At 66.4% G+C, this 24,775-nt stretch carries 22 protein-coding genes; 8 read left to right on the top strand and 14 right to left on the bottom strand.

Translation table 11 applies throughout. The annotated features are described in order from the left end of the window. Positions 1–78: 78 nt before the first annotated feature. The 7 genes from ASD71_RS05070 to ASD71_RS05040 form a co-directional block, all read right to left on the bottom strand. Positions 79–900, bottom strand: coding sequence for an ABC transporter substrate-binding protein (locus tag ASD71_RS05070; RefSeq protein ID WP_056560583.1), 822 nt, complete (start codon positions 898–900; stop codon positions 79–81). 73 nt (positions 901–973) lie between these two features. Then, positions 974–2,176, bottom strand: a complete 1,203-nt coding sequence (locus ASD71_RS05065; protein WP_056560579.1) for an aminotransferase class I/II-fold pyridoxal phosphate-dependent enzyme — start codon at positions 2,174–2,176, stop codon at positions 974–976. After that, positions 2,173–2,853: an RraA family protein gene (locus ASD71_RS05060; protein WP_056560576.1), complete on the bottom strand. Its 681-nt coding sequence runs from the start codon at positions 2,851–2,853 to the stop codon at positions 2,173–2,175. Before ASD71_RS05060 ends, ASD71_RS05065 begins: the two co-directional genes overlap by 4 nt. Before the next feature lie 157 nt (positions 2,854–3,010). Further along, positions 3,011–3,919: a hypothetical protein gene (locus ASD71_RS05055; RefSeq protein WP_056560574.1), complete on the bottom strand. Its 909-nt coding sequence runs from the start codon at positions 3,917–3,919 to the stop codon at positions 3,011–3,013. A gap of 27 nt (positions 3,920–3,946) precedes the next feature. After that, the gene (locus ASD71_RS05050; RefSeq protein ID WP_056560570.1) at positions 3,947–4,558 is read right to left on the bottom strand and encodes an LON peptidase substrate-binding domain-containing protein; all 612 of its coding nucleotides are present in this window, start codon (positions 4,556–4,558) and stop codon (positions 3,947–3,949) included. 13 nt (positions 4,559–4,571) lie between these two features. Then, entirely contained in the window at positions 4,572–4,979 is a 408-nt protein-coding gene (locus ASD71_RS05045) for a carboxymuconolactone decarboxylase family protein (protein ID WP_056560567.1), read from the bottom strand. Positions 4,980–5,067: 88 nt separating this feature from the next. After that, positions 5,068–5,412 carry a GFA family protein gene (locus ASD71_RS05040; RefSeq protein ID WP_056560564.1) on the bottom strand — a complete coding sequence of 115 codons (345 nt, stop codon included), beginning with the start codon at positions 5,410–5,412 and terminating at the stop codon, positions 5,068–5,070. A 102-nt stretch (positions 5,413–5,514) separates the two neighbouring features. On the opposite strand from ASD71_RS05040, the gene ASD71_RS05035 reads away from it, so the two are divergent. Further along, complete coding sequence (locus ASD71_RS05035; protein ID WP_056560560.1) at positions 5,515–5,943, top strand: VOC family protein; 429 nt, start codon at positions 5,515–5,517, stop codon at positions 5,941–5,943. 16 nt (positions 5,944–5,959) lie between these two features. Here ASD71_RS05035 and ASD71_RS05030 read toward each other — a convergent pair whose 3' ends face one another. After that, positions 5,960–6,814, bottom strand: a complete 855-nt coding sequence (locus ASD71_RS05030) for an IclR family transcriptional regulator (protein WP_056560557.1) — start codon at positions 6,812–6,814, stop codon at positions 5,960–5,962. Positions 6,815–6,949: 135 nt separating this feature from the next. Here ASD71_RS05030 and ASD71_RS05025 point away from each other — a divergent pair, with 135 nt between their 5' ends. Beyond that, on the top strand, positions 6,950–8,611 hold the full coding sequence (locus ASD71_RS05025) for a GMC family oxidoreductase (RefSeq protein WP_056560553.1): 1,662 nt from the start codon (positions 6,950–6,952) through the stop codon (positions 8,609–8,611). A gap of 73 nt (positions 8,612–8,684) precedes the next feature. Then, complete coding sequence (locus ASD71_RS05020; protein WP_056560549.1) at positions 8,685–10,025, top strand: MFS transporter; 1,341 nt, start codon at positions 8,685–8,687, stop codon at positions 10,023–10,025. A gap of 58 nt (positions 10,026–10,083) precedes the next feature. Here ASD71_RS05020 and ASD71_RS05015 read toward each other — a convergent pair whose 3' ends face one another. The 3 genes from ASD71_RS05015 to ASD71_RS05005 are packed head-to-tail and all read right to left on the bottom strand — an operon-like array spanning position 10,084 to position 15,900. Then, on the bottom strand, positions 10,084–11,520 hold the full coding sequence (locus ASD71_RS05015) for an efflux transporter outer membrane subunit (RefSeq protein ID WP_056560546.1): 1,437 nt from the start codon (positions 11,518–11,520) through the stop codon (positions 10,084–10,086). A gap of 3 nt (positions 11,521–11,523) precedes the next feature. Continuing rightward, positions 11,524–14,685, bottom strand: coding sequence for an efflux RND transporter permease subunit (locus ASD71_RS05010; RefSeq protein ID WP_056560543.1), 3,162 nt, complete (start codon positions 14,683–14,685; stop codon positions 11,524–11,526). Positions 14,686–14,724: 39 nt separating this feature from the next. Next, on the bottom strand, positions 14,725–15,900 hold the full coding sequence (locus tag ASD71_RS05005) for an efflux RND transporter periplasmic adaptor subunit (protein ID WP_056566428.1): 1,176 nt from the start codon (positions 15,898–15,900) through the stop codon (positions 14,725–14,727). 214 nt (positions 15,901–16,114) lie between these two features. On the opposite strand from ASD71_RS05005, the gene ASD71_RS05000 reads away from it, so the two are divergent. Next, complete coding sequence (locus tag ASD71_RS05000) at positions 16,115–16,666, top strand: TetR/AcrR family transcriptional regulator (RefSeq protein WP_056560540.1); 552 nt, start codon at positions 16,115–16,117, stop codon at positions 16,664–16,666. 43 nt (positions 16,667–16,709) lie between these two features. On the opposite strand, the gene ASD71_RS04995 is transcribed toward ASD71_RS05000, so the two are convergent. The 3 genes from ASD71_RS04995 to ASD71_RS04985 form a co-directional block, all read right to left on the bottom strand. After that, positions 16,710–17,720, bottom strand: coding sequence for an aldo/keto reductase (locus ASD71_RS04995; protein ID WP_056560536.1), 1,011 nt, complete (start codon positions 17,718–17,720; stop codon positions 16,710–16,712). Between the two features lie 309 nt (positions 17,721–18,029). Then, positions 18,030–19,082, bottom strand: a complete 1,053-nt coding sequence (locus tag ASD71_RS04990; protein WP_056560533.1) for a serine hydrolase — start codon at positions 19,080–19,082, stop codon at positions 18,030–18,032. A gap of 22 nt (positions 19,083–19,104) precedes the next feature. Further along, positions 19,105–20,301: an alanine--glyoxylate aminotransferase family protein gene (locus tag ASD71_RS04985; RefSeq protein WP_056566425.1), complete on the bottom strand. Its 1,197-nt coding sequence runs from the start codon at positions 20,299–20,301 to the stop codon at positions 19,105–19,107. 199 nt (positions 20,302–20,500) lie between these two features. Here ASD71_RS04985 and ASD71_RS04980 point away from each other — a divergent pair, with 199 nt between their 5' ends. From ASD71_RS04980 to ASD71_RS04965, 4 genes are all read left to right on the top strand, one after another. Further along, positions 20,501–21,259, top strand: coding sequence for a GntR family transcriptional regulator (locus ASD71_RS04980; protein WP_056560529.1), 759 nt, complete (start codon positions 20,501–20,503; stop codon positions 21,257–21,259). 23 nt (positions 21,260–21,282) lie between these two features. Then, the gene (locus tag ASD71_RS04975; RefSeq protein WP_082578801.1) at positions 21,283–22,884 is read left to right on the top strand and encodes an ABC transporter substrate-binding protein; all 1,602 of its coding nucleotides are present in this window, start codon (positions 21,283–21,285) and stop codon (positions 22,882–22,884) included. Between the two features lie 63 nt (positions 22,885–22,947). Then, the gene (locus ASD71_RS04970) at positions 22,948–23,865 is read left to right on the top strand and encodes an ABC transporter permease (protein WP_056560526.1); all 918 of its coding nucleotides are present in this window, start codon (positions 22,948–22,950) and stop codon (positions 23,863–23,865) included. A gap of 1 nt (position 23,866) precedes the next feature. Continuing rightward, positions 23,867–24,775 (top strand): ABC transporter permease, encoded by a 909-nt coding sequence (locus ASD71_RS04965; protein WP_056560524.1) that lies wholly within the window; start codon positions 23,867–23,869, stop codon positions 24,773–24,775.

Genomic DNA, 24,775 nt, shown 5'->3' with positions numbered 1-24,775 from the left:
CGGCTTCCCGCGCATCGCCTTGCAAGACGCGGGAAGCCGTGATGGGAACTGGCGAACGGCAGCGCTCGGGTCGACCCCTTAGCCGGCGATCGGGCCGATCTTGAAGCCGCGCTCCAGCTTGTAGGGGGTGTCGGGGCCAAACCACTTATCGAACAGTTTGGCCGCCGCGCCCGAGGTTTCGGCCTCGTCCAGCGCCTGGTTCACCGTTTCCAGGAAACGCGGCTCGGACTTGCGCACGCCCAGGCCCCACGGCTCATCAAACACCGCCTTGGCAATGACGCTGACCGGCGCGGTGGGCGGGCTTTGCAGCACCAGGCGCGCCAGCACCAGCTCGGAGGCGAACTGCGCGTCCACCTTCTTCTGCTGCAGCGCGAGGTACGTGGCCGAGCTGTCGCCATAGCCGATGACCTGCGACTTGTCGAGGATGCGCTTGATCTCGCGCTCGGAGCTGGAACCCTTGGTGGCGCCAATGCGGCGGCCGTTCAGGGCTTCGATCGAGTCCAGGCCAGAATCCTTGCGCACCATCAGCTTTTGCGGGCTGACGTAATAGGCGTGGCTGAAGGAAATCTGCTGCGCGCGGTCGGGCGAATAGCCCAGGTTGGCCGCCAGAATGTCCACGCGCCCTTCGTTCAGTTCCGGTACGCGCGCCGCCACCGACAGCAGCTTGTAGTTGACCTTGACGCCCAGCTTGTCGGCGACGAGCTTGCACACGTCCACGTCATAGCCCACCAGTTGGCGCGTCGCGCCGTCCTGAAAGCTGAACGGCTGCGACGTGCCCAGCGTGCCGCAAACCAGCTCGCCGCGCGCCTTGATGTCGTCAAGCTGGTCGGCGTGGGCAAGTCCGCCCGCGGCCAGCGAAGCCAGGCCCAGGCAGGCGGCGAAGAGAGTGTGACGCTTCATGGTTCATTCCCCTTGAATGGTTGTTAGGTGTACAGACTGGCGATGACGCCGTATCGGTGCGAAAGCGTGGCCGTCAGGCCAGCTTGGCGCAGGCCTCGCGGATGGCGGCGCATCCCTGCCGGATGTCGTCCAGCGATGCCGCAAACGACAACCGGAAGGTGCCGGGCGCGCCGTAGGCATGGCCGTCGATGACCGCCACGCCGGCTTCGCGCAGCAGGTAATGCGTGAGGTCCGTGTCGCTGGCGATCACGTCGCCGGCCGGCGTCTTCTTGCCCAAGAGGCCCGAGCAATCCGGAAAGACATAGAACGCGCCCTGCGGCACGACGATGTCCAGGCCCGGCGCGCCGGACAATTCAGCGATCGCCAGGTCGCGGCGTTCGCGGAACACCTTGGCGAATTCAACAACGCAGTCCTGCGGCCCCGTCAGGGCTTCCAGCGCGGCCGCCTGGCTGACCGACGAGGCGCCCGACGTGCTTTGCGACTGCAGGATCGCCATCGCCTTGATCAGTTCGTCGGGACCGGCGCCGTAACCGATACGCCAGCCCGTCATGGCATAGGCCTTGGACACGCCATTGACAACCAGCGTGCGCGCGGCCAGTTCCGGCGCCACTTGCAGCGGATGCACCGTCGGCTCGCCGGTGAAGTTCAGGCGCGCGTAGATGTCGTCGGTCATCAGCCAGACGTGCGGATGACGCGCAAGGACCTCGGTCAGGCCGCGCAGTTCGTCGGCGGTGTAGACCGATCCCGTCGGGTTGCTGGGGGCATTCATCATCAGCCACTTGGTGCGCGGCGTGATGGCGCGTTCCAGGGCGTCGGGCGTCACCTTGTAATCGGTGGCGGGCGACGTTTCCACGGCCACCGGCACGCCGCCGTTGACCAGGACCATGTCCGGATACGACACCCAGAACGGCGCGGGAATCAGCACTTCGTCGCCATCGTTCAGCGTCGCGGCCAGGCCGTTGAAGATCACCTGCTTGGCGCCGGTGCTGACGATGACGCGAGACGCCGGGTATTCCACGCCGGTCGCTTCCAGCAGATGGGCGGCTGCGGCCTTGCGCAGGGCAACCGTGCCCTGCGCCGGCGGGTATTTGGTTTCGCCGCGGTTCATGGCGGCAGTGGCGGCCTGGCGGATGTGTTCGGGCGTCGAGAAATCCGGTTCGCCAATCGTCAGGTCGATGATGCGGCGGCCCTGCTCGCGCAGTTCGGCAATGATGGCGCGCGCGGCGACGCTGGGCGACAGCTTGATGCGCTTGATGCGGTCGGCAACGATGCTCATTTGGCCGCCCCCGTCTTTTCCGCCAGCGTCTTTTCCAGCCATGGCTTGGTGTACGTCCCGGCGCGCAGCTTTTCTTTCGCCACGGCTTCGTCGGCTTCTTTCTTCAGGGCCAATGCCAGCACGGCGCTGGCGTGTTCGGCGGGAATCACCACCACGCCGTCGGCATCGCCCACGACCACGTCACCGGGGTTGACCACCTGGCCGCCGACCGACACGGGCACGTTGATCTCGCCCGGGCCGTCCTTGTAGGGACCCTTGTGCGACACGTCGCGGGCAAAGCAGCCGAATTCGCCCTGGGCGAACACGTCCGCATCGCGCACCGCGCCATCGATCACGAAGCCTTCGATGCCGCGCGACTGCGCGTCCATCATCATCAGTTCGCCCACCAGCGCGTTGCTGGTGTCGCCCGAGCCGTCCACAACGATCACGTCACCCGATCCGCCCAGCGAAATCGCCTTGTGGATCATCAGGTTGTCGCCCGGACGTGTCTTGACGGTGAGCGCCACGCCTACCGTGCGGCGCGCGCCGTTATGCAGCGGACGCAGGCCCGACACGCCGTACAGGCGATTCATGCAGTCGCTGATCTGGGCCGAGCCGATGCTGGCGAAACCGGCCAGCACGTCAGCGGCGACGGCCGGCGCGGGCCGGGAAAGAATGCGATAACCGATGGGATTCATAAGGAAAGTCAGGTGTGAATGCAGGAAGCGTTGAAGCGAACCTGCATTACAAAGCCGCGCAAGCCTTTCCTCAAAACGATATAAATTCCCATCGATCCACGAATTTTTTTCGTGGATTATGCGGTTTAAGGGTTATCCCTTATTCCTGCATCGCGCGTCAATCATCCCCGCCCGACGCACCGCGCGCTTCGGACAGCGCGACCGTCAGGTGCATGACCTTCTTCTTGAGCTGATCGCGCTCATCGGTCAGCTTGGCCAGCAATTGGCGCAGCCGCGCGATCTCAGCAGGCATGTCCGCGATGTCTTCAATGGGTTCTTCCGGCGGCGCCTCGCGCGGCGGCGGCGCCTTGGCCTGCCGGACTTCGCGGGCGGCCTGCTGCAGTTCCTTGCGCCCGCCGGCGACGGCGGCGGCCTGCCGTTCGGCCGGCAGCGACGCCACGGCCGCCGCGGCGTTGATGGAGATGGCGCCTTCCTTCACCGCGCGCACCAATTCCGGCGCCGCGGACTTCTGGATCTTTTCGATCTGCCCGAGCGTATTGCTGCTGATGCGGGCGGCGCGCGCTAGCGCCTGTCGGCTGGGGACAGCCGGTTTCCAGTCCGGATTGGCATGGCCGCGCATCGGCGCGGCGCTGGCCCCGGGCGCGTCCTCGTCCCAGGGCGGCGAGTCATCGGCGGCCGAGCCGTCGGGCGGCGGTCCTTCTGACGCCCCGTCACCCGCGGCCGCGCCCTCTTCCGGACCGGTGCGCGCGAGCAGGATTTCCTTCTTGCGCAGCGCCAGTACGCCCCGCTGGAAGTCCGACACGCTGCGACGGCCCAGGTGGTTTTCGATCATCCACAGATGCACGTCCTCAATAGACTTGAAGTGCGGGTTCTGGATGGTCTGGAACGGGATGTTGTGCTTGCGGCAAAGCGCGTAGCGGTTGTGGCCGTCGACCAGCAGGTCGCCCCACAGCACGAGGGCGTCGCGGCAGCCTTCGGCCAGCAGGCTGCGCTCCAGCGCGGCGTGTTCGTCCTCGGTCAGCGGGTCTATATAGGCACGCAGGCCTTCGTCTACTCTGATTTCCATGGTGTCCAAATAAAGTCGGGCCGCGCCCTACGCCAGCCCCTGTCCGCGCAGCACGTCCTGGATTGCCCCCAGGCGCGCCGCGGGGTCCGTCAGGCCCAGCAGCGTTGCCTTGTCGTCCGGGGGCAGCGGTAGCAGTTCGCACCAGCGGTTTGCCACCCAGCCGCAATCGTCCAGGCGGAACGGCGGGGCCAGCGGCATTCTTTCGGCGGGCACGCCGTCCTGCTGCCACTGCGCCACCAGCCGGCCCAGCGCATCGGCGCTGGCTTGCATGGCCGCCGGCACGGGCGTGGGCGGGTCGTCGGGGATGGGCTCGGCCTCGCCCATCCAAAGGCCGTATTTTGCCACCTCGCTGGACCGCAGCCGAAAGCGCGAGGTTCCCCGACACCGGATTTCCAGCAAGGCCGGCATGGGCGCCTCCCAGGATTCGACCCGCGCCATGGTGCCCACGGGTGACAGCGTCTCGACGCCTTCGGGCGAGCGGACCTCGCCGCCGGCCAGGAGGCCCACGATGCCGAACTCCGTATCGTCGGCGATGCTGCGGCGGATCATGTCCAGGTAGCGGACCTCGAAGATGCGCAAATGCACCACGCCCGCGGGAAACAGCGCGTTGGAAAGCGGAAACAAGGGAATCAGCGACATGGCCGCCTCCTGGTCATTTCACGTGGAAGGCATCGTCCACCGGCACCTGCAGCGCCGTCGCCAGCGCGTTGGTCTGCGACGCCATCGCCATCACCGCGAGCAGTTCGGCGTGTTGGCCATCGGTCATGCCCTTGGCCCGGGCCGAGGCCGTATGGGAATGGACGCAATACGCGCAGCCATTGGCGGTGGACACGGCGATGTAGATCATTTCGCGCACCAGCGGCGACAGCTCGCCCTCGGCCATCATCACTGTCTTGAGCTGCTCCCAGACGCTGCGCATCCGCGGCGGATCGTTGGCCAGCGCCCGCCAGAAATTGTTCACGAAGTCCGATTTGCGCGTGGCGCGGATGTCCTCGAACACCGCCCATGCCTCGGGATTTCTGCGGATCTCGTCATCGCTCAGCAGCCTTACCGTGCTCATTGTCCCTCTCCATTGTGAATAAACGCGTTACGGCCCCGCGGCGCCGCGGCGGACCCGCTTTGACCTATCATGGACCGCAGCCGACCGGTCAGGTGTTGCGGCCGTCGTACGGAATGCGGGTCAGCGAGGTCAGGTCCACGTCTTGCAAGCAGCGCACGTTGACGGCCGCGGTCTCCTTGCCTTCGGCACCCACGCCAAAGCCAAATGGCGCACAGCCGCAGTTGGCACAGAAATGGTGCGAAATCACGTGCTTGTTGAAGGTGTACGTGGACATGGCCTGGGTGGACGACGTGATGCGCAAGGCCGCGCGCGGCACGAACCACAGCAGGTAGCCCTTTCGGCTGCAGTGCGAGCAATTGCATTCCAGCACCTGGGACACATCGCCATCGACTTCATAGGCGATCTGTCCGCAGTGGCAGCTTCCTAGTTGCATTGATTGTCTCCCGGCCGTTAACGGATCAGACTCCCATCATAGGCTCGCGCCGCCCGCCTTGGCCATGCGGACCCGCCGCCCCCCACCTCGCACGGAGCCATAATGCCCCAGTTATCCGCGTATCTCAGTTTTGACGGCAATTGCGCCGAGGCCATGCGCTTCTACGAACGCGTGCTGGGCGGCCGCCTGGATGCGCTGATCCGCTACGCCGATGCGCCGCCCGATGCCGCCATGCCGGCGCTATCGGACGAGGACGCCGGGCGCATCATGTACGCCCGCCTGACGCTGGACGAACAGACCCTGCTGGGCAGCGACGCCACCGCCGGCCACCCCTACCCGGGCAATCGGGGCGTGGCGCTGGCGCTCGTGTATCCCACCGTCTCGGACGCGCACCGCGTATTCGACCACCTAGCCGAGGGCGGCAGCGTCACGATGCCGCTGAAAAAGACGTTCTGGGCAGAAGCCTACGGCGCGCTGGTCGACCGGTATGGCACGCGCTGGATGGTAAGCGGCGGCCGCATGAGCCATTGAGCGCCCCGCACCCTTCCTAACCGCCCGGCCGGTGCGCCGCCAGCACGTCGTGCAGCGATTGCGCCGCGCCTTGCAACACCGGCACCGCGCGCAGCAGATCGTCCAGCATCACTCGCGCAGTCGGCGCGTGGCAGGCCACCGCCGCCACCACGCGGTCCTCGCCATCGCGCACCGGCACCGCCACCGCGCTCATGCCGCGCACGAACTCCTCGTTATCGATGCCGATGCCGCGCACGGCCAGCCGCTCCAGTTCGGCTTCCAGCTTGGCCGGGTCGGTCAGCGTGCGCGGCGTATTGCGCGTAAGCGGCAGGCGCGCCAGCACGCGGGTGCGCTCCAGGCGATTCATCGAGGCCAGAAACAGCTTGCCGCTGGCCGTGCAGTGCATCGGCACGTGGCTGCCCACGGCAAAGAACAGGCGCAGGGGCTCGGACGTCTCGACGCGCTCCATGTAGACGACCTGGTCGCCGTCGGGCGCGGTCAGGTTGCACGTTTCGCCCAGGGTGCCGACCAGCTTGGTCAGCACCGCGCGGCACGCCCGGGTAAAGGCGCTGGCGCGCAGCGTGGCCAGCGCCAGTGATGTGGCCTGCGGACCCGGCACGAAACCGTTTTCAGTGGGTGTGGCGGCAACAAAGCCCGCGCGCTGCATGGCCGCCAGCAGGCGCATCAGCGTGGTCTTGGGCATGTCGAGCCGCTGCGCAAGCTGCGCCAGCGTAGGCGGATGCTGTGCCCGGGCCAGGTGATCCAGCACCAGCAACGCCCGCAGCGAACGGGCGGCCTCCTGCTGCGCGCCCGGGTCATCGGACCGGCCGTCGGCCGCCGGTTCCGATGCTGCACTGCGATTTTGAAACCGAAGCTGCATGTTCTGTTCCATTTGTCTGCCCCAGCGCGTGTTGTGCTTTGTTCTGTGCGCGCGCTTCCTAGAATCGCCTCAGATGCCGGCCTGGTCCGCATTGCGGAGCGCGAGCCGGTCGGACCTGCCGAACAATATAAGGGAGACCGCGCGGATATGTCCGATACCGTCGATTACATCGTGGTGGGCGCCGGCTCGGCCGGATGCGTGATGGCGAACCGGTTGAGTGCGGACGGCGCGCACACGGTGTGCCTGCTGGAGGCCGGACCGAAAGACACCTATCCCTGGATCCACATCCCCATCGGCTACGGCAAGACGATGTTTCACAAGGTGGTGAACTGGGGCTTCTACACCGATCCGGATCCCAACATGCTGGACCGGCGCATCTACTGGCCGCGCGGCCGCACGCTGGGCGGTTCCAGCGCCATCAACGGCCTCATCTACATCCGCGGGCAGCGCCAGGACTACGACGCCTGGGCCGCTGCCGGCAACACGGGCTGGAGTTGGGACGACTGCCTGCCCTGGTTCCGCAAGCTGGAAAACAACGATCTGGGCCCCGGCCCCACCCGCGGCACGCAGGGTCCGCTGAACGCCACATCGATCAAAACGCCGCACCCGCTGGTGGAAGCGCTGATCGCAGCCGCAGGCAAGCTGGGCGTGCCGCACGTGCGCGACTTCAATAGCGGCGACCAGGAGGGGGTGGGCTATTACCAGCTCACCACGCGCAATGGCCGCCGCTGCTCCACCGCCGTGGCCTACCTGCGCCCCGCGCAGGACCGCCCCAACCTGCGCATCGAGACCGACGCGCACGCGATGGCCGTGCTGTTCGAAGGCAGCCGCGCCTGCGGCGTGCGCTACCGGCAAGGCGGCCAGGTCCGCACACTGCGCGCCCGGCGCGAAGTCGTGCTGTGCGCGGGCGCCCTGCAATCGCCGCAACTGCTTCAGCTATCCGGCGTCGGCCCGGCCAGCGTGCTGCGCGAGTTCGGCATCGGCGTCGTGCGCGACCTGCCGGGCGTGGGCGAAAACCTGCAGGACCATCTGCAGGTCCGCCTGATCTACGAGACCACCCGGCCCATCACCACCAACGACCAATTGCGCAGCCTGACCGGCCGGTTGCGCATGGGACTGCAATGGCTGCTGTTGCGCAGCGGTCCGCTGGCCGTGGGCATCAATCAGGGCGGCCTGTTCTGCCGCGTGGATCCGGCCAGCCGCACGCCCGACACCCAGTTCCATTTCGCGACCCTGTCGGCCGACATGGCGGGCGGCACGGTGCATCCGTTTTCGGGTTGCACGTATTCGGTGTGCCAGTTGCGGCCGACCTCGCGCGGCCGGGTGCGCCTGCGCAGCACGGACCCGTTCGACGCGCCGTCCATGCTGCCTAACTACCTGTCGACGGACCTGGACCGCCGCATGGCGGTCGCCGCCGTCCGGTATGCGCGCCAGGTCGCCGCGACCGAGCCGCTGGCCGGCCTGATGAAACGGGAATTCCGCCCCGGCGCGGACGTGCAAACGGACGACGAGATCCTGCACTTCTGCCGCGAATATGGCGCGACCATCTTCCATCCGTCAGGCACCGCGAAGATGGGGCCGCGCAGCGATCCGCTGGCCGTGGTCGACGAACGCCTGCGCGTGCACGGCGTGTCGGCGCTGCGCGTGGTGGATTGCTCGATCATGCCCACGCTGGTCTCGGGCAACACCAACGCGCCGGTCGTGATGCTGGCCGAGCGCGCGGCGGATTTCATGCTGCAAGACGTGCGGCAGGCGCGCACGCAGACGGTGCGCACGCCCGCCCGGATGGAAATGACGGACCCCGGTTAGGAAATCCATATCGCAGACAGACCCGGCCGCGGCAGCGCAGATTGCCTGGCCGACCCACCAAAGGAGACTGGACATGGCCAAGCAAAACGAAGCGGCGGTGCGCAAAGTCGTCACCGCCTCGCTGATCGGCGCCACCATCGAGTGGTACGACTTTTTCCTGTATGGCGTCGTCGCCGGCATCGTATTCAACAAGCTGTACTTTCCGACCGGCGACCCGCTGGTCTCGACCATGCTGGCGTACACGACCTTCGCCGTCGGCTTCGTCACGCGGCCGCTGGGCGGGCTGATCTTCGGCCACTTCGGCGACCGCATCGGCAGAAAGAGCATGCTGGTGATGACGCTGATGATCATGGGCATCGCCACCTTCCTGATCGGTCTGGTGCCCACGTACGAGATGATCGGCATCTGGGCGCCGATCCTGCTGCTTCTGCTGCGCGTGTTTCAGGGAATCGGGCTGGGCGGCGAATGGGGCGGCGCGGTGCTCATGGCCTATGAGTACGCGCCGCCGGAGAAAAAAGGCTTTTATGCGTCGCTGCCGCAGATCGGACTGGCGATCGGGCTGTGCCTGGCCTCCGGCACGGTCGCGCTGCTGTCCGTCCTGCTGACCGACGAGCAATTCATGGCGTGGGGATGGCGCGTCGCCTTCCTGGCGTCCGCAGCCATGGTGGCCGTGGGCATGTACATCCGGCTCAACATCAAGGAAACGCCGGAGTTCACGGCGGTCAAGGCGCAGAACGCCGAAAGCCGCATCCCGTTCATGGACATGATGCGGCGCTATCCCGGCAACGTCGTCAAGGGCATGGGCGCGCGCTATATCGACGGCGTGTTCTTCAACGTCTTTGGCGTGTTCTCGATCTCGTTCCTGACGCAGTCGGTGAAGATTACGCGGACCGAGGCGCTGATCGGGGTGATGGCGGCGGCGCTGGTGATGTGCTTTTTCATCCCGTTCTTCGGCCGCTTGTCCGACCGCATCGGCCGCACGCGCGTGTACTTCTGGGGATCGCTCATCACCGCCGCCGCGTCCTTCCCCGGCTTCTGGATGATGATCAACAGCGGCGGCAATGTGATGCTGATCTGGCTGGCCATCATCATTCCGTTCGGGATCCTGTATGCCGCCATCTACGGACCGGAGGCCGCGCTGTTCTGCGAGCTCTTCGACGCCAAGGTCCGCTACACCGGCATTTCTTTTGTCTACCAGTTCTCGGGAATCTTCGCGTCGGGCATCACACCCATCATCGCGACGGCTCTCCTCAAGACCGGCGGCGGGCAGCCATGGCTGATCTGCCTGTACGTGCTGTTCGCGGGCGTGGTGTCGGCGTTCTGCGCCTGGCTGATCGGGCGCGGCAAGCAGCCGGTGGAGCTGGACGGCGCGGGCCAGCCGTCCATGCAGCGGGCCGGGCTGCGCAAGGCGTAGGCGGACGGCGGGCCGCGGGACGGTTCAGCGTGCAACAGACCCGCGCTGCCCGCCCCGCTCAGTCCAGCGCCGCCTGCGGCGGCTGCAGGGCCGGCCAGCCACCCCCCAGCGCCTTGAACAGGGTCGCCAGCGCCGCCTGGCGCTGCGCGCTGACGTCGATGTAGGTGATCTGGTCCGTGTAGGCGCTGCGCTGCGCGTCCAGATAGCGCAGGTGGCTGTCGACCCCGCCGCGATAGCGCGCCTCGGACAACTGCATGGCGATCTGGCTGGACTGCGCCAGCGCGAGGCGCGACGCTTCTTCGCGGCGCAGCGTCTCGGTGGCCACCAGCGCGTCGGACACCTCGCGAAACGCCGTCTGGATGGTTCTTTCATACTGCGCCACGGCGATGTCCTTGCGCACGCTGGCCAGGTCCAGATTGGCCACATTGCGTCCGCCGGAAAAAATCGGCAGCGTGATCTGCGGCGTGAACGACCAGGCCCGCTGGCCGGATTCGAACAGGCCCGACAGGTCCGCGCTGGAACTGCCGAACAGCCCGGTCAGCGAAATGCTGGGAAAGAACGCCGCCCGCGCCGCGCCGATGCTGGCATTGCGCGCCTGCAACTGATGCTCGGCGGCCAGGATGTCGGGCCGGTTTTCCAACAGCGCCGACGGCGCGCCCGCCGCGATCTCCTGCACCAGCATCGGGGCATCGGCCGTGCGCACCGGCAGGTACGGCGACAGGTCGCTGATCCCCACCAGCAGGCCGAGCGCATTGCCGGCCTGGCGGACTTCGCGGTCCATGCGTTCCATTTCCGCGCGCGACTGTTCGGTCAGGCCCAGGGCTTCCTGATAGTCCAGCGCCGTGGCCGTGCCCGCCTGGCGGCGCTTGACGATCAGCGCCAGCGACGACTCGCGGCTGGCCAGCGTCTGGCGGGTGACATCCAGGCGGCGCTGCGCGCTGTCGCGGGCCACATAGGCCTGGATCACCTCGGCCACCAGGCTGATCTGCGCGCTGCGCGCCGTGGCCTCGGTCGACAGGTATTCCTGCAGGGCGGCGTCCGACAGGCTGCGCACGCGCCCGAACAGGTCCAGTTCAAATGCCGTGAGGCCCAGGCCAGCCTGGTAGCTGCTTTGCACCGCCGACTCGCCGGTGGCGTTCAGGTCGCCGGGAACACGTTGGCGCGTGCCCGTGCCCTGCGCTTTGATGCCGGGCAGCCGGTCCGCGCGCGTGATCTGGTATTGCGCCCGGGCCGCCTCGATGTTGAGCAGCGACTGGCGCAGGTCGCGGTTGTTGGCCAGCGCCAGTTCCACCAGCTTGCGCAAGGCGTCGTCGGTGACGAAGGACTGCCAGTCCAGCGTCGCCGCGGCGGATTCGCCGGGGCCAGTTGACGCCAGGCTCCAGTGATCGCCCACCGGGGACGCCGGCCGTTCATAGACCGGCGCCAGCGAGCAGCCTGCGAGCGCCGCGGTCAGCAGCAGCGCGGACATCCGCAAGGGAAAGAAGGTCTGCAACATGAATTACTCCTGCGCCGTGCGCGGCGTGGCGTCGGGGGTGGGCGTCGCCGTGGGCGAGGCCTTGCCCCGCTTGCGTTGCACCAGCGACAGCACCCACACGAAGAAGATGGGGACGAAGATCACGCCCAGCAGCGTGGCGGTCAGCATGCCGCCGATCACACCCACGCCCAGCGCGCGCTGGCTGGCCGCGCCCGCGCCGGTGGCCAGCGCCAGCGGCACCACCCCCAGGATGAACGCCAGCGACGTCATGACGATGGGACGGAAGCGCAGCTTGGCGGCCTGGATGGCGGCGTCTGCCAGGGAATGCCCTTGCTCGCGCAGGCTCTTGGCAAATTCCACGATCAGGATGGCGTTCTTGGCCGCCAAGCCGATGATGGTGATGAGCCCCACCTTGAAGTACACGTCGTTCGGCATGCCCAGCACCGTCACCGCCAGCACCGAACCCAGCGCGCCGATCGGCACGATCAGCATGACGGACGCCGGAATCGACCAGCTTTCATACAGCGCGACCATCAGCAGGAAGACCACCAGAAAGGCCAGCGCGAACAGCATGGGCGCCTGCGAGCCGGCGAACTTCTCCTGGTACGACAAGCCCGTCCACTCGTAGCCGATGCCATCCGGCAGACCCGCCACGATGCGCTCGATCTCGGCCATCGCCTGGCCGGTGCTGCTGCCGGGCATCGCGTCGCCGGCGATCTTGAAGGCCGGATAGCCGTTGTAGCGGGAGATCTGCACGGGGCCGTTCTCCCAGTCCGTCTTGACGAACGCGCTAAGCGGAACCATGCCGCCCGTCTTGTTCGGCACGTTCAATTGCAGGATGCTTTCCGGCGTCATGCGGTCGCGCACGTCGGCCTGCACCACCACACGTTGCAGGCGTCCCGCGTTGGCAAAGTCATTGACCGTGGCCGAGCCGTAGGCCGCCGAGATCGCCGTGCTGATGACGTCAAAGCCCACGCCCAGCGCCTCGGCCTTCTCGCGGTCGATGTCCAGGCGCAACTGCGGCGCGTCGGCCAGGCCTTCCATCATGGCGTAGGCGATAACGGGCGAACTGTTGGCCTGCGCCAGCAGCTGGTTTCGCGCGTCGGTCAACGCCGCGCGGCCCAGGCCGCCGCGGTCCTGCAGCCGCAGCGCGAAGCCGCCCGAGTTGCCCAGCCCTTCGATGGGCGGCGGGTTGACGGCCATCACCGCGCCGTCGTCGATCACCGCAAATTTCGCGTTCACGCTGTCGGCCACGTCGGTGGCCGATTGGCCCCTGCCGCGCTCGGACCAGTCCTTGAGCGTGGGGAACGCGATGCCCGCGTTCTGGCCGGTGCCCGAAAAGCTGAAGCCCATGACGGTGAAGGCATCGCCCATGGCGTCCAGCGACAGCAGGTGCTGTTCGACGTCGGCCACCACCTTGTCGGTGCGCATGTGCGTCGCCCCCGGCGGCAATTGCACGTCGACGATGACGTAGCCCTGGTCTTCCGGCGGAACGAAGGATTCGGGCACGCGCACGTACAGCACGGCCAGCACGGCGACGATGGCCGCGTAGATGACCATGTAGCGGCCCGTGCGGCGCACCAGGCGCGTGTTCAGCGCCTCGAAGCGGCCCGTCAGGCGGTTGAAGACGCGGTTGAACCAGCCGAAGAAGCCCTTCTTTTCGTCGTGATGGCCCTTCGGAATGGGCTTGAGAAACGTGGCGCACAGCGCCGGCGTGAACGTCAGGGCCAGGAACCCCGAGAACAGGATCGACACCGCCAGCGACAGCGAAAACTGCTGGTAGATCACGCCGACCGAGCCGCTCATGAAGGCCAGCGGCAGGAACACGGCCGACAGCACCAGCGTGATGCCGACAATGGCGCCGGACACCTGCTCCATGGCCTTGACCGTGGCCTCGCGCGGCGACAGACCTTCCTCGGCCATGATGCGTTCCACGTTCTCGACCACGACGATGGCGTCGTCCACCAGAATCCCGATGGCCAGCACCATGCCGAACATCGTCATCATGTTGACCGAGAAGCCCAGCACGGACATCACCGCGAAGGTGCCCAGCAGACACACCGGCACCACGATGGTCGGGATCAGCGTGTAGCGGAAGTTCTGCAAGAACAGGAACATCACCAGGAAGACCAGCACCATCGCTTCCAGCAGCGTGTGCACCACCTTGGTGATGGCCACGCTGACGAACTTGGACGTGTCGAACGGCACCGAATATTCAACGTCTTCGGGGAACGAGGCCGACAATTCTTCCAGGCGCGCGTTCACGGCCTTGACGGTGTCGATGGCGTTGGCGCCCGGCGCAAGCTGCACCGCTGCACCCACCGACTTCTTGCCGTTCAGGCGCGTTTCGAAGTCATAGCTCTGGCGTCCCACTTCCAGACGCGCCACGTCGGCCAGGCGCACGGACGAGCCGTCCGGGTTGGCGCGCAGGACGATGCGCCCGAATTCCTCGGGATTGTCCAGCGTGCCCTTCACGGCCAGCGTCGCGGTCAGCTCCTGCTCCGGCGCGCCGGGACGGCTGCCGAAGCTGCCGGCCGGCACCTGCACGTTCTGCGCGGCGATGGCCGCGTTGACATCGGCCACCGACAAGCCCAGGCCCAGCAGCTTCTGCGGGTCGATCCACGCGCGCATGGCGGCTTCGGCGCCGAAGAACTGCACTTTGCCCACGCCGTTCACGCGGCGGATCTCGTTGTTGATGTGGCGCGCGGCGTAGTCGGACAGCCCGACCACGTCCTTGTGCGCGTCCTCGCCCTTGTAGGTCAGGGCGTAGATCATCAGGAAGTTCGAGCTGGCCTGCTCAACCTGCAGACCTTGCTGCGTCACGGCCGTGGGCAGGCGCGCCTCGGCCTTCTTGATGCGGTTCTGCACGTCCACCTGCGCCAGGTCCGGGTCCGTGCCGGGTTGGAACGTGACGGTGATTTCGGCGCTGCCGCTTGAGCTGCTGGACGACTCGTAGTACAGCATGTTCTTGGCGCCGTTCAGCTCTTCCTCGATGACGCTGGTCACCGAATCGACGAGCACCGTCGCGGAGGCGCCGGGATAGGTGGCGGCAATCGTCACCTGCGGCGGCGCGACCACCGGGAACTGCGACACGGGCAGCGACGGAATCGCCAGCAGCCCCGCCAGCGAGATGAAGATGGCCACCACCCAGGCGAAATTGGGGCGGCCAATGAAAAACTTGGACATGGTCTAACCTCGGATTTGCGCGCGATTCATGAGGGCCGCTTATGGCTTGGCGGACGCGGCGGCATCGCCGGCGGCGGCCACCTTGGACTCGTTCACGGGCGTCACGCTGACTTTCTGGCCGGGCACCGCGGCGCTGACGCCGCCCACGATCACCCGGTCGCCGGCGGCCAAGCCCTCGGTGATGTGCCAATCGCCGCCACGCATCGTGCCGGTCTGCACCGCGCGGGATTCCACGACGTCATCCGCCCCGACCACCATCACCTGCGGCTTGCCATCGGTGCTGCGCGTGACCGCACGCTGCGGGACCAGGATCGCTTCCGGATCCACGCCCTGATGCGTGCGCACCCGGACATACATGCCGGGCAGCAGCAGCACGTCGGGGTTGGCGAACTCGCCGCGCAGGGCCACCTGGCCGGTGCTGCGATCCACGGCAATGTCCGAGAACAGCAGGCGCCCTTCGCGCTGCTGATCGGTGCCGTCGATCGTGATGGCGATGCGGGCGCCCTCGCCTTCGCCCAGGCTGCCGTCCTGCATGGCGGCGCGCATGCGCAGCATGTCGCCGACGGGCTGGTTGAAGTCCACGTACACCGGGTCCAGTTGCTGGATCGTCGCCATCGGCGTGGCTTCGTTCTGGCCCACCAGCGCGCCTTCGGTCACCTGCGCGCGTCCGATGCGGCCCGAGATGGGCGCCTTGACGGTGGCGTAGTCCAGGTTGAGCTGAGCGGTCTCGACGTCGGCCTGCGCCGAACGGCGCGCGGCCAACGCGCTCTTGAGTGTGGTGTTGGCCGTGTCGAAGTCCTGCTGGCTGACGGCTTCGATCTTGACCAGGGGCGTATAGCGCTTGACCACGGCCTGCGCGTCGGACACGGCGGCCTGCGCCTTGGCCAGCTCGCCCTGCGCACGCGACAAGGCCGCCTTGAACGGCGCCGGATCAATGCGGAACAGCACATCGCCTGCCTTGACGTCGGCGCCTTCGACGAAGTCCCGGCTCAGCACGATGCCGGCCACGCGGGCCCGGACCTCGGCCACGCGCATGGGCTCAACCCGGCCGGGCAGTTCGCTCGTCAACGTGTAGCGCTGCGGCTGCACGGCAAGCGCCTGCACCGGACGCGGTTCCGCAGCCTGCGGTTCGCCACTATCGGACCCGCCGCAACCGGCCAGGAGGATTGCGGTCGTCAACACCGCCAGGGGCAGCCGCCATGCTTTGTTCACCATCATTTACCACCCCCGCGCTGCGCGTTCTGAATTCAAAGAGACGCTGATGCTACCTGAAAGAACGATTTGAATCAATATTGATTCATTTGCTGCTTTTAGGCTTAAATTTGACGGCTAACAAGTCTTTACTTGATAAATCCGCGGAAGTTTGTACAAAGTGAATCGCCCATGATCCAATACCGGCCCAGGGATAACCACAAATGGGGAGGAGGCAATGTCTGAAGAGACCGGCCACGAACGGCTGCTCGTCGCGCTGGCGCTGGCGATGGTGGATCAGCCGCGGGCGACCCTGCAGGAGCTGGCCAAGGCCGTTGGCGTCAGCAAGGCGACCTTGTACCGGTTCTGCAAGACGCGGGATCAACTGGTGCTGCGCCTGATGACGCATTGCGCGCAGGTCATGAAGCAGGCGCTGGCGGACTCGCACCTGGAAACCGCCCCGCCCCGCACGGCGCTGCGCAGCCTGATCGAACAGCACCTGGCGCACAAGGAATTGACGGCGTTCCTGATCTACAACTGGAAGCCCGACACCGAGCTGGAGCCGGACATCATGAACAGCTGGTCCGGCTATCAGGAAACCTTGGATGCGTTCTTTCTACGCGGTCAGCGCGAGGGCGCATTCCGCGTGGACATGACCGCCGCCGCGCTCAGCGAACTCTTGATCGGGATCATCACCAGCATGGTGGATGCCGAGCGGCGCGGCCGGATTGCGCGCATGGGCATCGCGCAGGTGGCCGAACAGATGATGCTGCATGGCATCTCGGCCTAGCCTGCGGTTGTGCAAGTGACGCGGGGCGTGGCCCCGCGCCTATTTATGCCGCCGTCACCGGGCGCCCGTAAAACGGATAGCTCGGATCGTTGTAGCCATGGGCCGATGCGTGGCCCGGGGTCACCCACTCGTTCACCACGGATTCGTCCTCGGGCGTGATCGTCACGTCCAGCGCCGCGTAGTAGTCGTCCATCTGCGCCAGCGTGCGCGGGCCGGCGATGACGGCGGTGATGACCGGATTGGCCAGCACCCAGGCGGTGGCGAAGTGGCCCGGCAGCACGCCGCGCGCGGCGCTGTGCTGCACCAGCTTCTGCGCGATCTGCAGCGATTCCTCGCGGAATTCCGTGGCCAGGATGCGGCGGTCGCCGCGTCCGGCGCGCGTATCCGCCGCGGGCGCTTGGCCCGGCAGGTACTTGCCCGTCAGCACGCCACGCGCGATCGGGCTATACGGCACCACGCCCAGCCCGTAATGCTTGCACGCCGGCAGGATCTCGACTTCCGGCCCGCGGTTCAGCATGTTGTAGTACGGCTGGCACACCACCGGCTGTGGCACACCCAGCTTTTCGCACAGGCGCATCACTTCGGCGATCCGCCAGCCGCGGAAGTTCGACAGCCCGAAGCTGCGCAGCTTGCCCGCGCGGATCAAGTCGCCCAGCGCCCACAGCGCTTCTTCCAGGTTTTCTTCGTGGTAGTCGCGGTGCAGGTACAGGATGTCCATGAAATCCGTGCCCATGCGCGACAGGCTCTGCTCCACGCCGCGGGTCAGCCACTGGCGCGAGTAGTGCGCCAGGTTCGGTCCCTTGCCGACGGGATTGCCGATCTTGCTGGCCAGCACCCAGTCGTGGCGTTGGCCTTTGAGCAGCTTGCCCACGACCTCTTCCGACCGGCCTTCGTTGTAGACGTCGGCGGTGTCGATGAAATTCAAGCCATGATCACGCGCCGATGCGACAATGCGCGCGGCCTCGTCGTCGGGCGTCTGCTCCCCGAACATCATGGTGCCCAGGCAAAGCGGCGAGACCCGGAGATTGCTGGTTCCCAGTCGGCGGTAATTCATGGCGTGGTTCCTTGATCGGATAAGGGTGTGAGGCGTGGCCGCGCGGCACTGCGCGGCCGAACGCGAACGCCACATCTTGCCCGAAAAAACCTGACATGCCGCAAAACCCGGGTGTTGATGTCGGTGTCAGACACCCAAGCAGCGCCGTCCCACCTTGACGGTCAACGCGTAAGGGTGTCAGACACCTGCAGCGGGTGTTGATGTCGGTGTCAGACACCCGAGCAGCGCCGTCCCACCTTGACGGTCAACGCGTAAGGGTGTCAGACACCTGCAGCAGAGGTGTCAGACACCGGCCTCGTAACGCTGGTGTCAGACACCCGCATCCACCGCCGCCAGGATCTTCCCGAACAGCGCATCCGCATGGGCCGAATTCAGCCAGCGCACGATCACGACCATCTTGCGTTCGGGTTCCACCCACGTGAACGAGCTGCCCGCGCCAACCCCGAAGAAGCTGGACGAAGGCACGCTGGGAAACACCTTGCCCTCGTGATTCAGCCAGATCAGGTATCCGTAGTACGGCGCGATGTCGCAGGGCGTGCGCATGGCCTGCAGCCATTCGCGCGACAGAATCTGCTGACCATTGGCCTGACCGTCGTTCAGCAGCATCTGCCCAATCAGCGCCTGATCCTTGGCGCTGATGGACATGCCGCCGCCCCAGTGCGAGCCGCCTGGCACCGACGGCATGCGTTGGCCGTCGATCTCGACCCAGGCGTTGTCGTAGCCGACCCATTGCCAGTCTTCGCTGCATCCAATAGGCCGCGTGACGGCCTCGCGGAACACCTCCGGCAGCGGTTTGCGGAACAGATGGAGCAGCGCGTACGACAGCTGATTGATGCGGACGTCGTTGTATTCCCAATAGGTCCCGGGTTCCTGCAACGGGCGCGCATCGCCCTTCTTGCCGTCCGGCGGCACGCCGAAGGTGACGGCGCGGTAGCGGTCCGCCTGGTCCGACACGCCGAAGCGCTCGCCTTCCCAGTCGCTGGTCTGCTGCAGAAGATGGCGCCACGTGATGGACGCGTTGCGGCCTTCGTCAAAGCCGATGCCCGGCACGCGCTTGCCGACGGGCTCGTCCACATCCGGCAGCAAGCCGCGGTCATGCGCCACGCCGGCCAGGATGGCCAGATACAGCTTGGCGACACTGAAAGTCAGGTCGGCGCGGTCCGGCTCTCCCCACTCGGCCACGGTCTTTCCGTCGACCACCACCACGCCGGACACCGGCCCGCGGTCATGGATGGGGCCGAGCAGGCGGTTCCAGGGCGGCGGATCGTTCAGGTGCACGCCGAAATTGCCTTTGACGCTGCGGTCCCAGGTCGATTCGTGGTCGTTGGCGAACTGGATCGCCTGCTGCATGAGCGTATTCATCGGTTCCCTCGTTGTTGTGTGTTCATTGCCCCGCACGTTCCGGCGCGCGGGTCAGGTATTCCATGGCCGCCTGCAGCCCGCCCGGGCGGTGCGGGACGCCGGCCGCGGCCAGCCCCATCTCCACGCCCGCCAGCGTGCCGCATAGCGTCAGATCGTTGAAGTGGCCCAGATGGCCAATGCGGAAGATGCGGTCGGACAGCTTGCCCAGCCCCTGCCCCAGCGACATATCGAAGCGGTCCAGGATGACCTTGCGCAGCGCGTCGGCGCTGTGGCCCTCGGGCATCAGCACGGCGGTTAAGGCCGGACTATGCGCGGCCGGATCCGCGCTCAGCAGTTCCAGCCCCCAGCCCGCCACCGCCAGCCGCGTGGCACGGGCATGGCGCTCATGCCGCGCGAACACCTGCGGCAGGCCTTCGGCCGCCAGCATGGCCAGCGCTTCATGCAGGCCGTACAGCAGATTGGTCGACGGCGTGTACGGAAAATAGCCCTTCGCATTGGGCCCGAGCATCTCGCGCCAATCCCAGTACGACCGCGGCAGGCGCGCGGTCTCGGCCGCCGCCAGCGCGCGCGGCCCCACCGCGTTGAACGACAGGCCCGGCGGCAGCATCAGCCCTTTCTGCGAACCCGCCACCGTCACGTCCACGCCCCATTCGTCGTGGCGGTAGTCGATGGAGCCCAGCGAAGAAATCGTGTCGACCATCAGCAGCGCCGGATGACCGGCCTGGTCGATCGCGGCGCGCACCGCGGCGACGTCGCTGGTGACGCCGGTGGAGGTCTCGTTGTGCACCACGCACACCGCCTTGATGCGGTGCTGCGCATCTTCCGAAAGCCGCTCGCCAATCACGCCGGCGTCGACCGGATGACGCCAGTCGCCTTCGATGTAGTCCACTTCGAGCCCCAGCCGCCCGGCCAGCTTGCGCCACAGGCTGGCGAAGTGGCCGGTTTCGACCATCAGCACGCGGTCGCCCGGCGACAGCGTATTGACCAGCGCCGCCTCCCACGCGCCAGTGCCCGACGCCGGGAAGATCACAACGGGCGACTCGGTCTGGAAAACATGTTTAAGACCGGACAGCACCGCCTTGCCGAGCTCACCGAACTCGGGTCCGCGGTGGTCGATGGTAGGCAGGTCGATGGCGCGCAGGACCCGGTCGGGCACGTTGGTGGGTCCGGGAATCTGCAGGAAATGCCGGCCGGACGGGTGGGTGTTCAGCGAGAGCATGCGTGGCCCCAATGTGGACGGTTTGTATACCAAGGCACTTTGCGCGGCGGTCAGGCAGCGCTCGGCGGCCTGGCGGACTTGCGGCATGCGTCACTCTATCTCATTGTTTTTACGTCGATAACCTAGGGTATACACCCATCAAAACCGCAGGGAAGACAGGTTTATAGTCTGCGAAAACAAGGGGAATTTTTGTATACCAATGCGCAGCGATCCTAGCTTCTCGCCGGATCACGCCGAGGCTGTTGCCTCGTCCGATCTCGCCACCGACTCCGCTCCGCCGGCCGTCCGCGCCGCCGGCGACGGACGCACGCTGGCGGGATCGGCGGCCGGATCGCTACGCGAACGCATCATCCAGGGCGAGTTCCCGCCCGGCACCCGGCTGAACGAACGCGCGCTGTGCGACCTGCTTGGCGTGTCGCGCACCCCGCTGCGCGAGGCGTTCCGCGTGCTGGCCGCCGAAGGCCTGGTGCAGATCGAACCCAACCGCGGCGCGCAGGTGGTCGCGCTGTCGGAAGCCAACATCCGCGAGGCCTTCGAAGTGATCGGCGGCCTGGAGGCCATGTCGTGCCGCTTTGCGTGTGAGCGCGCGACGGATGTCGAGATTGCCGAGATCCGCGCGCTGACCTACGAAATGATGGCCAGCCATGCGCGCCACGATCTGCCGACGTACTTCCGCGTCAACCGCGAGATCCACGAACGCATCAGCCTGGCGGCGCACAACAGTTTGCTCAAACAGCTTTACGACGCGCAGAACGCGCGGATCCAGAATCTGCGCTTCGTCTCGAACGAGAATCGCCAGAAATGGGATCTGGCGATGCGCGAACACATAGAAATGGCGGAGGCCCTTGCCGCGCGCGACGCGGACCGGCTGGCAGCCATCATGCGGCAGCACCTGCAGCGCAAATGCGATGCGGCGCTCAAGAGCCGGAGCGAGACGATAGATACGCAACACATGTAGTGTCATCAAGAGGAGCCTTCACCATGGCTGAAAGTCGCTTCACACCTTGTCGCTTCACCCCTTGCTGCTTCACCCGCGCTGCACCCGCGCAGTCCTCCCGCCGTTCCACGCCGCTCAAGGCGCTGGCTGCCACGCTGCTTGCCTGCGCCGCGCTGGCCACCCAGCCGGCGCTTGCCGGCAAGAAAGACGACACCCTGCGCATGGCCTACGACCAGGCGCCGGAAAGCGTCGACCCGTACTTCAACAACGTCCGCATCGGCGTCATCATTGCCGCCAACGTGTGGGACACCTTGCTGTACCGCGACCCCGTCACCAACGAGTACAAGGGCCAGCTCGCCAAGAGCTGGAAACAGGTCGACGACAAGACCATGGAATTCGAGCTGCGCGAAGGCGTCAAATTCCACAACGGCGAGGAGTTCGACGCCGACTCGGTCGTCTACACGCTGAACTTCGTGGCCGATCCGAAGAACAAGGCGGTCACGCAGCAGAACGTGTCGTGGATCGACAAGGTCGAAAAGATCGACAAGTACAAGGTGCGCCTGACGACCAAGGAGCCCTTCCCCAGCGCCAAGGAATACCTCTCCACCACCGTCGCCATCCACCCGGCGAAGTATTACCAGGAAGTCGGCCCCAAGGGCATGAACGCCAAGCCCGTGGGCTCGGGCCCGTACAAGGTCGTCGATTACCAGCCGGGCAAGTCCATCACGCTGGAACGCAACGCCGACTACTTCAAGGACTCGCCCAAGGCGCAGCCCAAGATCGGCAAGGTCGTCATCCGCTTCATCCCCGACCGCCAGACCCAGATGGCCGAGGTCATCTCGGGCGGCGAAGACCTGATCATGAGCGTGCCCAAGGACCAGGCCGAACAGCTCGGCGGCATGCCGAACCTGCAGATGGTCACCGGCAACACCATGCGCATCGTGTTCATGCAGATGAACATCCTGGAAGGCACGCCCGCGCCGCAACTGAAGGACGAGCGCGTACGCCGCGCGATCATTCACGCCATCGACCGCAACGCGATGCTCAAGAACATCGTGGGCGAAGGCGGCGGGCTCATCAACACCATTTGCACGCCGTCGCAGGTGGGCTGCACGCAGGAAGGCGCGCCCACTTACAAGTACGATCCCGCGCAGGCCAAGAAGCTGCTGGCCGAAGCGGGCTATCCCAACGGCTTTGACATCGACATCGTCGCGTACCGCGAACGCAACCAGACCGAAGCCATCATCAACTACCTGCAGGCGGTTGGCATCCGCGCCAAGCTGAACTTCCTGCAGTACGCCGCGATGCGCGACATGATCCGCGCGAACAAGGCGTCGCTGACGCACCAGACGTGGGGCTCGAACCTGGTGAATGACGTGTCGGCGTCCACGCCGGTGTACTTCGCATTCGGCAGCGACGACATCACCCGCGACCCGAAGGTGCGCGACCTCTTGAAAAAGGGCGACAACACCATCGAAAGCGGGCCGCGCAACGCGGCCTACAAAGAGGCGCTGGACATCATCGCGGAAAAGGCCTACGCCGTTCCCCTGTGGACGCTGCCCGCCTACTACGTCGCCACCAAGGACGTGAACTTCAAGCCCTACTCGGACGAGCTGGTGCGCTTCTGGGACATGAGCTGGAAGTAAGGCGCGGTCCGCGCCGGGCGGGCTTAGCAAACGCCCGGCGCTGCTGAACAGAGAGGAAGTCCTATGCTTTATTTCACGCTGAGGCGCCTGGGCCTGGCGGCGCTGGTGGCGCTGACCGTGTCGATCCTGGCGTTCCTGCTGCTGCACCTGTCGGGCGACCCGGCGCTGGCGCTGGCCGGCGAAGGCGCGCGGCAGGCCGACATCGACATGATCCGCAAGACCTACGGGCTGGACCGCCCGATCATCGTCCAGTACGCCGACTGGCTCTGGCATATCCTGCAGGGCGACTTCGGCACGTCGGTGTACTTCAAGACCGAGGCCGGGCCACTGATCCTGTCCAAGCTGGCGACCACGTTGAAGCTGGGCATGGCGGCACTCGCCTTTGCGCTCTTCATCTCGATCCCGCTGGGCGTGCTGGCCGCGCTGTACAAGGGCAGCCTGATCGACCGCGTCTGTCTGGCAATCGCCGTGCTGGGCCAGGCGCTGCCGAACTTCTTTTTCGCGCTGATCCTGATCATGCTGTTCTCGATTTCGCTGCGCATCCTGCCGGTGTCGGGCAGCGGCACGTGGCAGCACTTCGTCATGCCCGCCATCGCGCTGGGCTACTACGTCGCGCCGGCATTCATGCGCCTGATCCGCGCCGGCATGATCGAGGTGCTGGGCGCCGACTACATCCGCACCGCGCGGGCCAAGGGCCTGCCGGCGCGCAAGGTCATCTTCAAGCACGCCTTGCGCAACGCCATCGTGCCGGTGGTGGCGCTGGCCGCCGTGCAGCTGGGCTACCTGCTGGGCGGCTCGGTGGTCATCGAGACCATCTTCGCGCTCGACGGCCTTGGGTACCTGGCTTATCAGAGCATCACATACAAGGACTATCCGGTCATGCAGCTGATCGTGCTGCTGCTGTCGGTGCTGTATGTGCTGCTGACGCTTGCCGCCGACGTGGCCAACGCGTGGCTCGATCCGCGCATCCGGGTGTCCTGACATGAACACGCCTACGCTCACGCCCGCCACCCCCGCCGCGGGTCCCCTGGAACTGTCCGCGTCCACGCTGCGCTGGCGCCGCCTGCGGCGCAACAAAGCGCTGCTGGCCGGCGGCGGCATCCTCTTCATCATCGTGCTGATCGCGCTGCTGGCGCCGTGGATCTCGCCGCACGATCCCTATTTCCAGGACCTTGCCAACCGCACCGTCCCGCCTGTCTGGTACGAGAAAGGCACCTGGCTGCATCCGCTGGGCACCGACCAGCTGGGACGCGACTACCTGTCCCGTCTGTTCTACGGGGCGCGCATCTCGCTGCTGATCGGCATCAGCGTTGCGCTCATCTCGGGCCTCATCGGCACGGCGATGGGCATGGCGGCCGGCTACTTCGGCGGCAAGGTCGACATGGCCGTGTCGTTCCTCATCACCACGCGGCTGTCCATGCCCGTGATCCTGGTGGCGCTGGCCACCGTGGCCATCGTCGGCGGCTCGCTGTGGGTGGTGATTCTGGTGCTGGGCCTGCTCAAGTGGGACCGCTACGCCGTCGTGATGCGCAGCGCCACCCAGCAGGTGCGGTCGCTGGAGTACGTGGCCGCCGCGCAGGCCGCCGGCGCCAGCACGTGGCGCATCGTCTGGGGCGAGGTCCTGCCCAACGTCGTGCCGCAACTCATCGTGATTGCCACACTGGAAGCCGCCAGCGCGATCCTGCTGGAAGCCTCGCTGTCCTTCCTGGGCCTGGGCGTGCAGCCGCCGCTGCCGTCGTGGGGATTGATGATCTCCGAGGCCAAGGCCTACATGTTCTTCTCGTTCTGGCTGATCGCCATACCCGGGTCGGCGCTGGCGCTGCTGATCTTCGCGATCAACCTGGCCGGCGACGGACTGCATCAACTCCTGACGCCTGAAGAGAGGGCCTGA

The organism is Achromobacter sp. Root565, from assembly GCF_001427425.1.
GTDB lineage: Bacteria > Pseudomonadota > Gammaproteobacteria > Burkholderiales > Burkholderiaceae_B > Achromobacter > Achromobacter spanius_D.
This window is presented reverse-complemented; position numbering and strand designations above follow the sequence as displayed.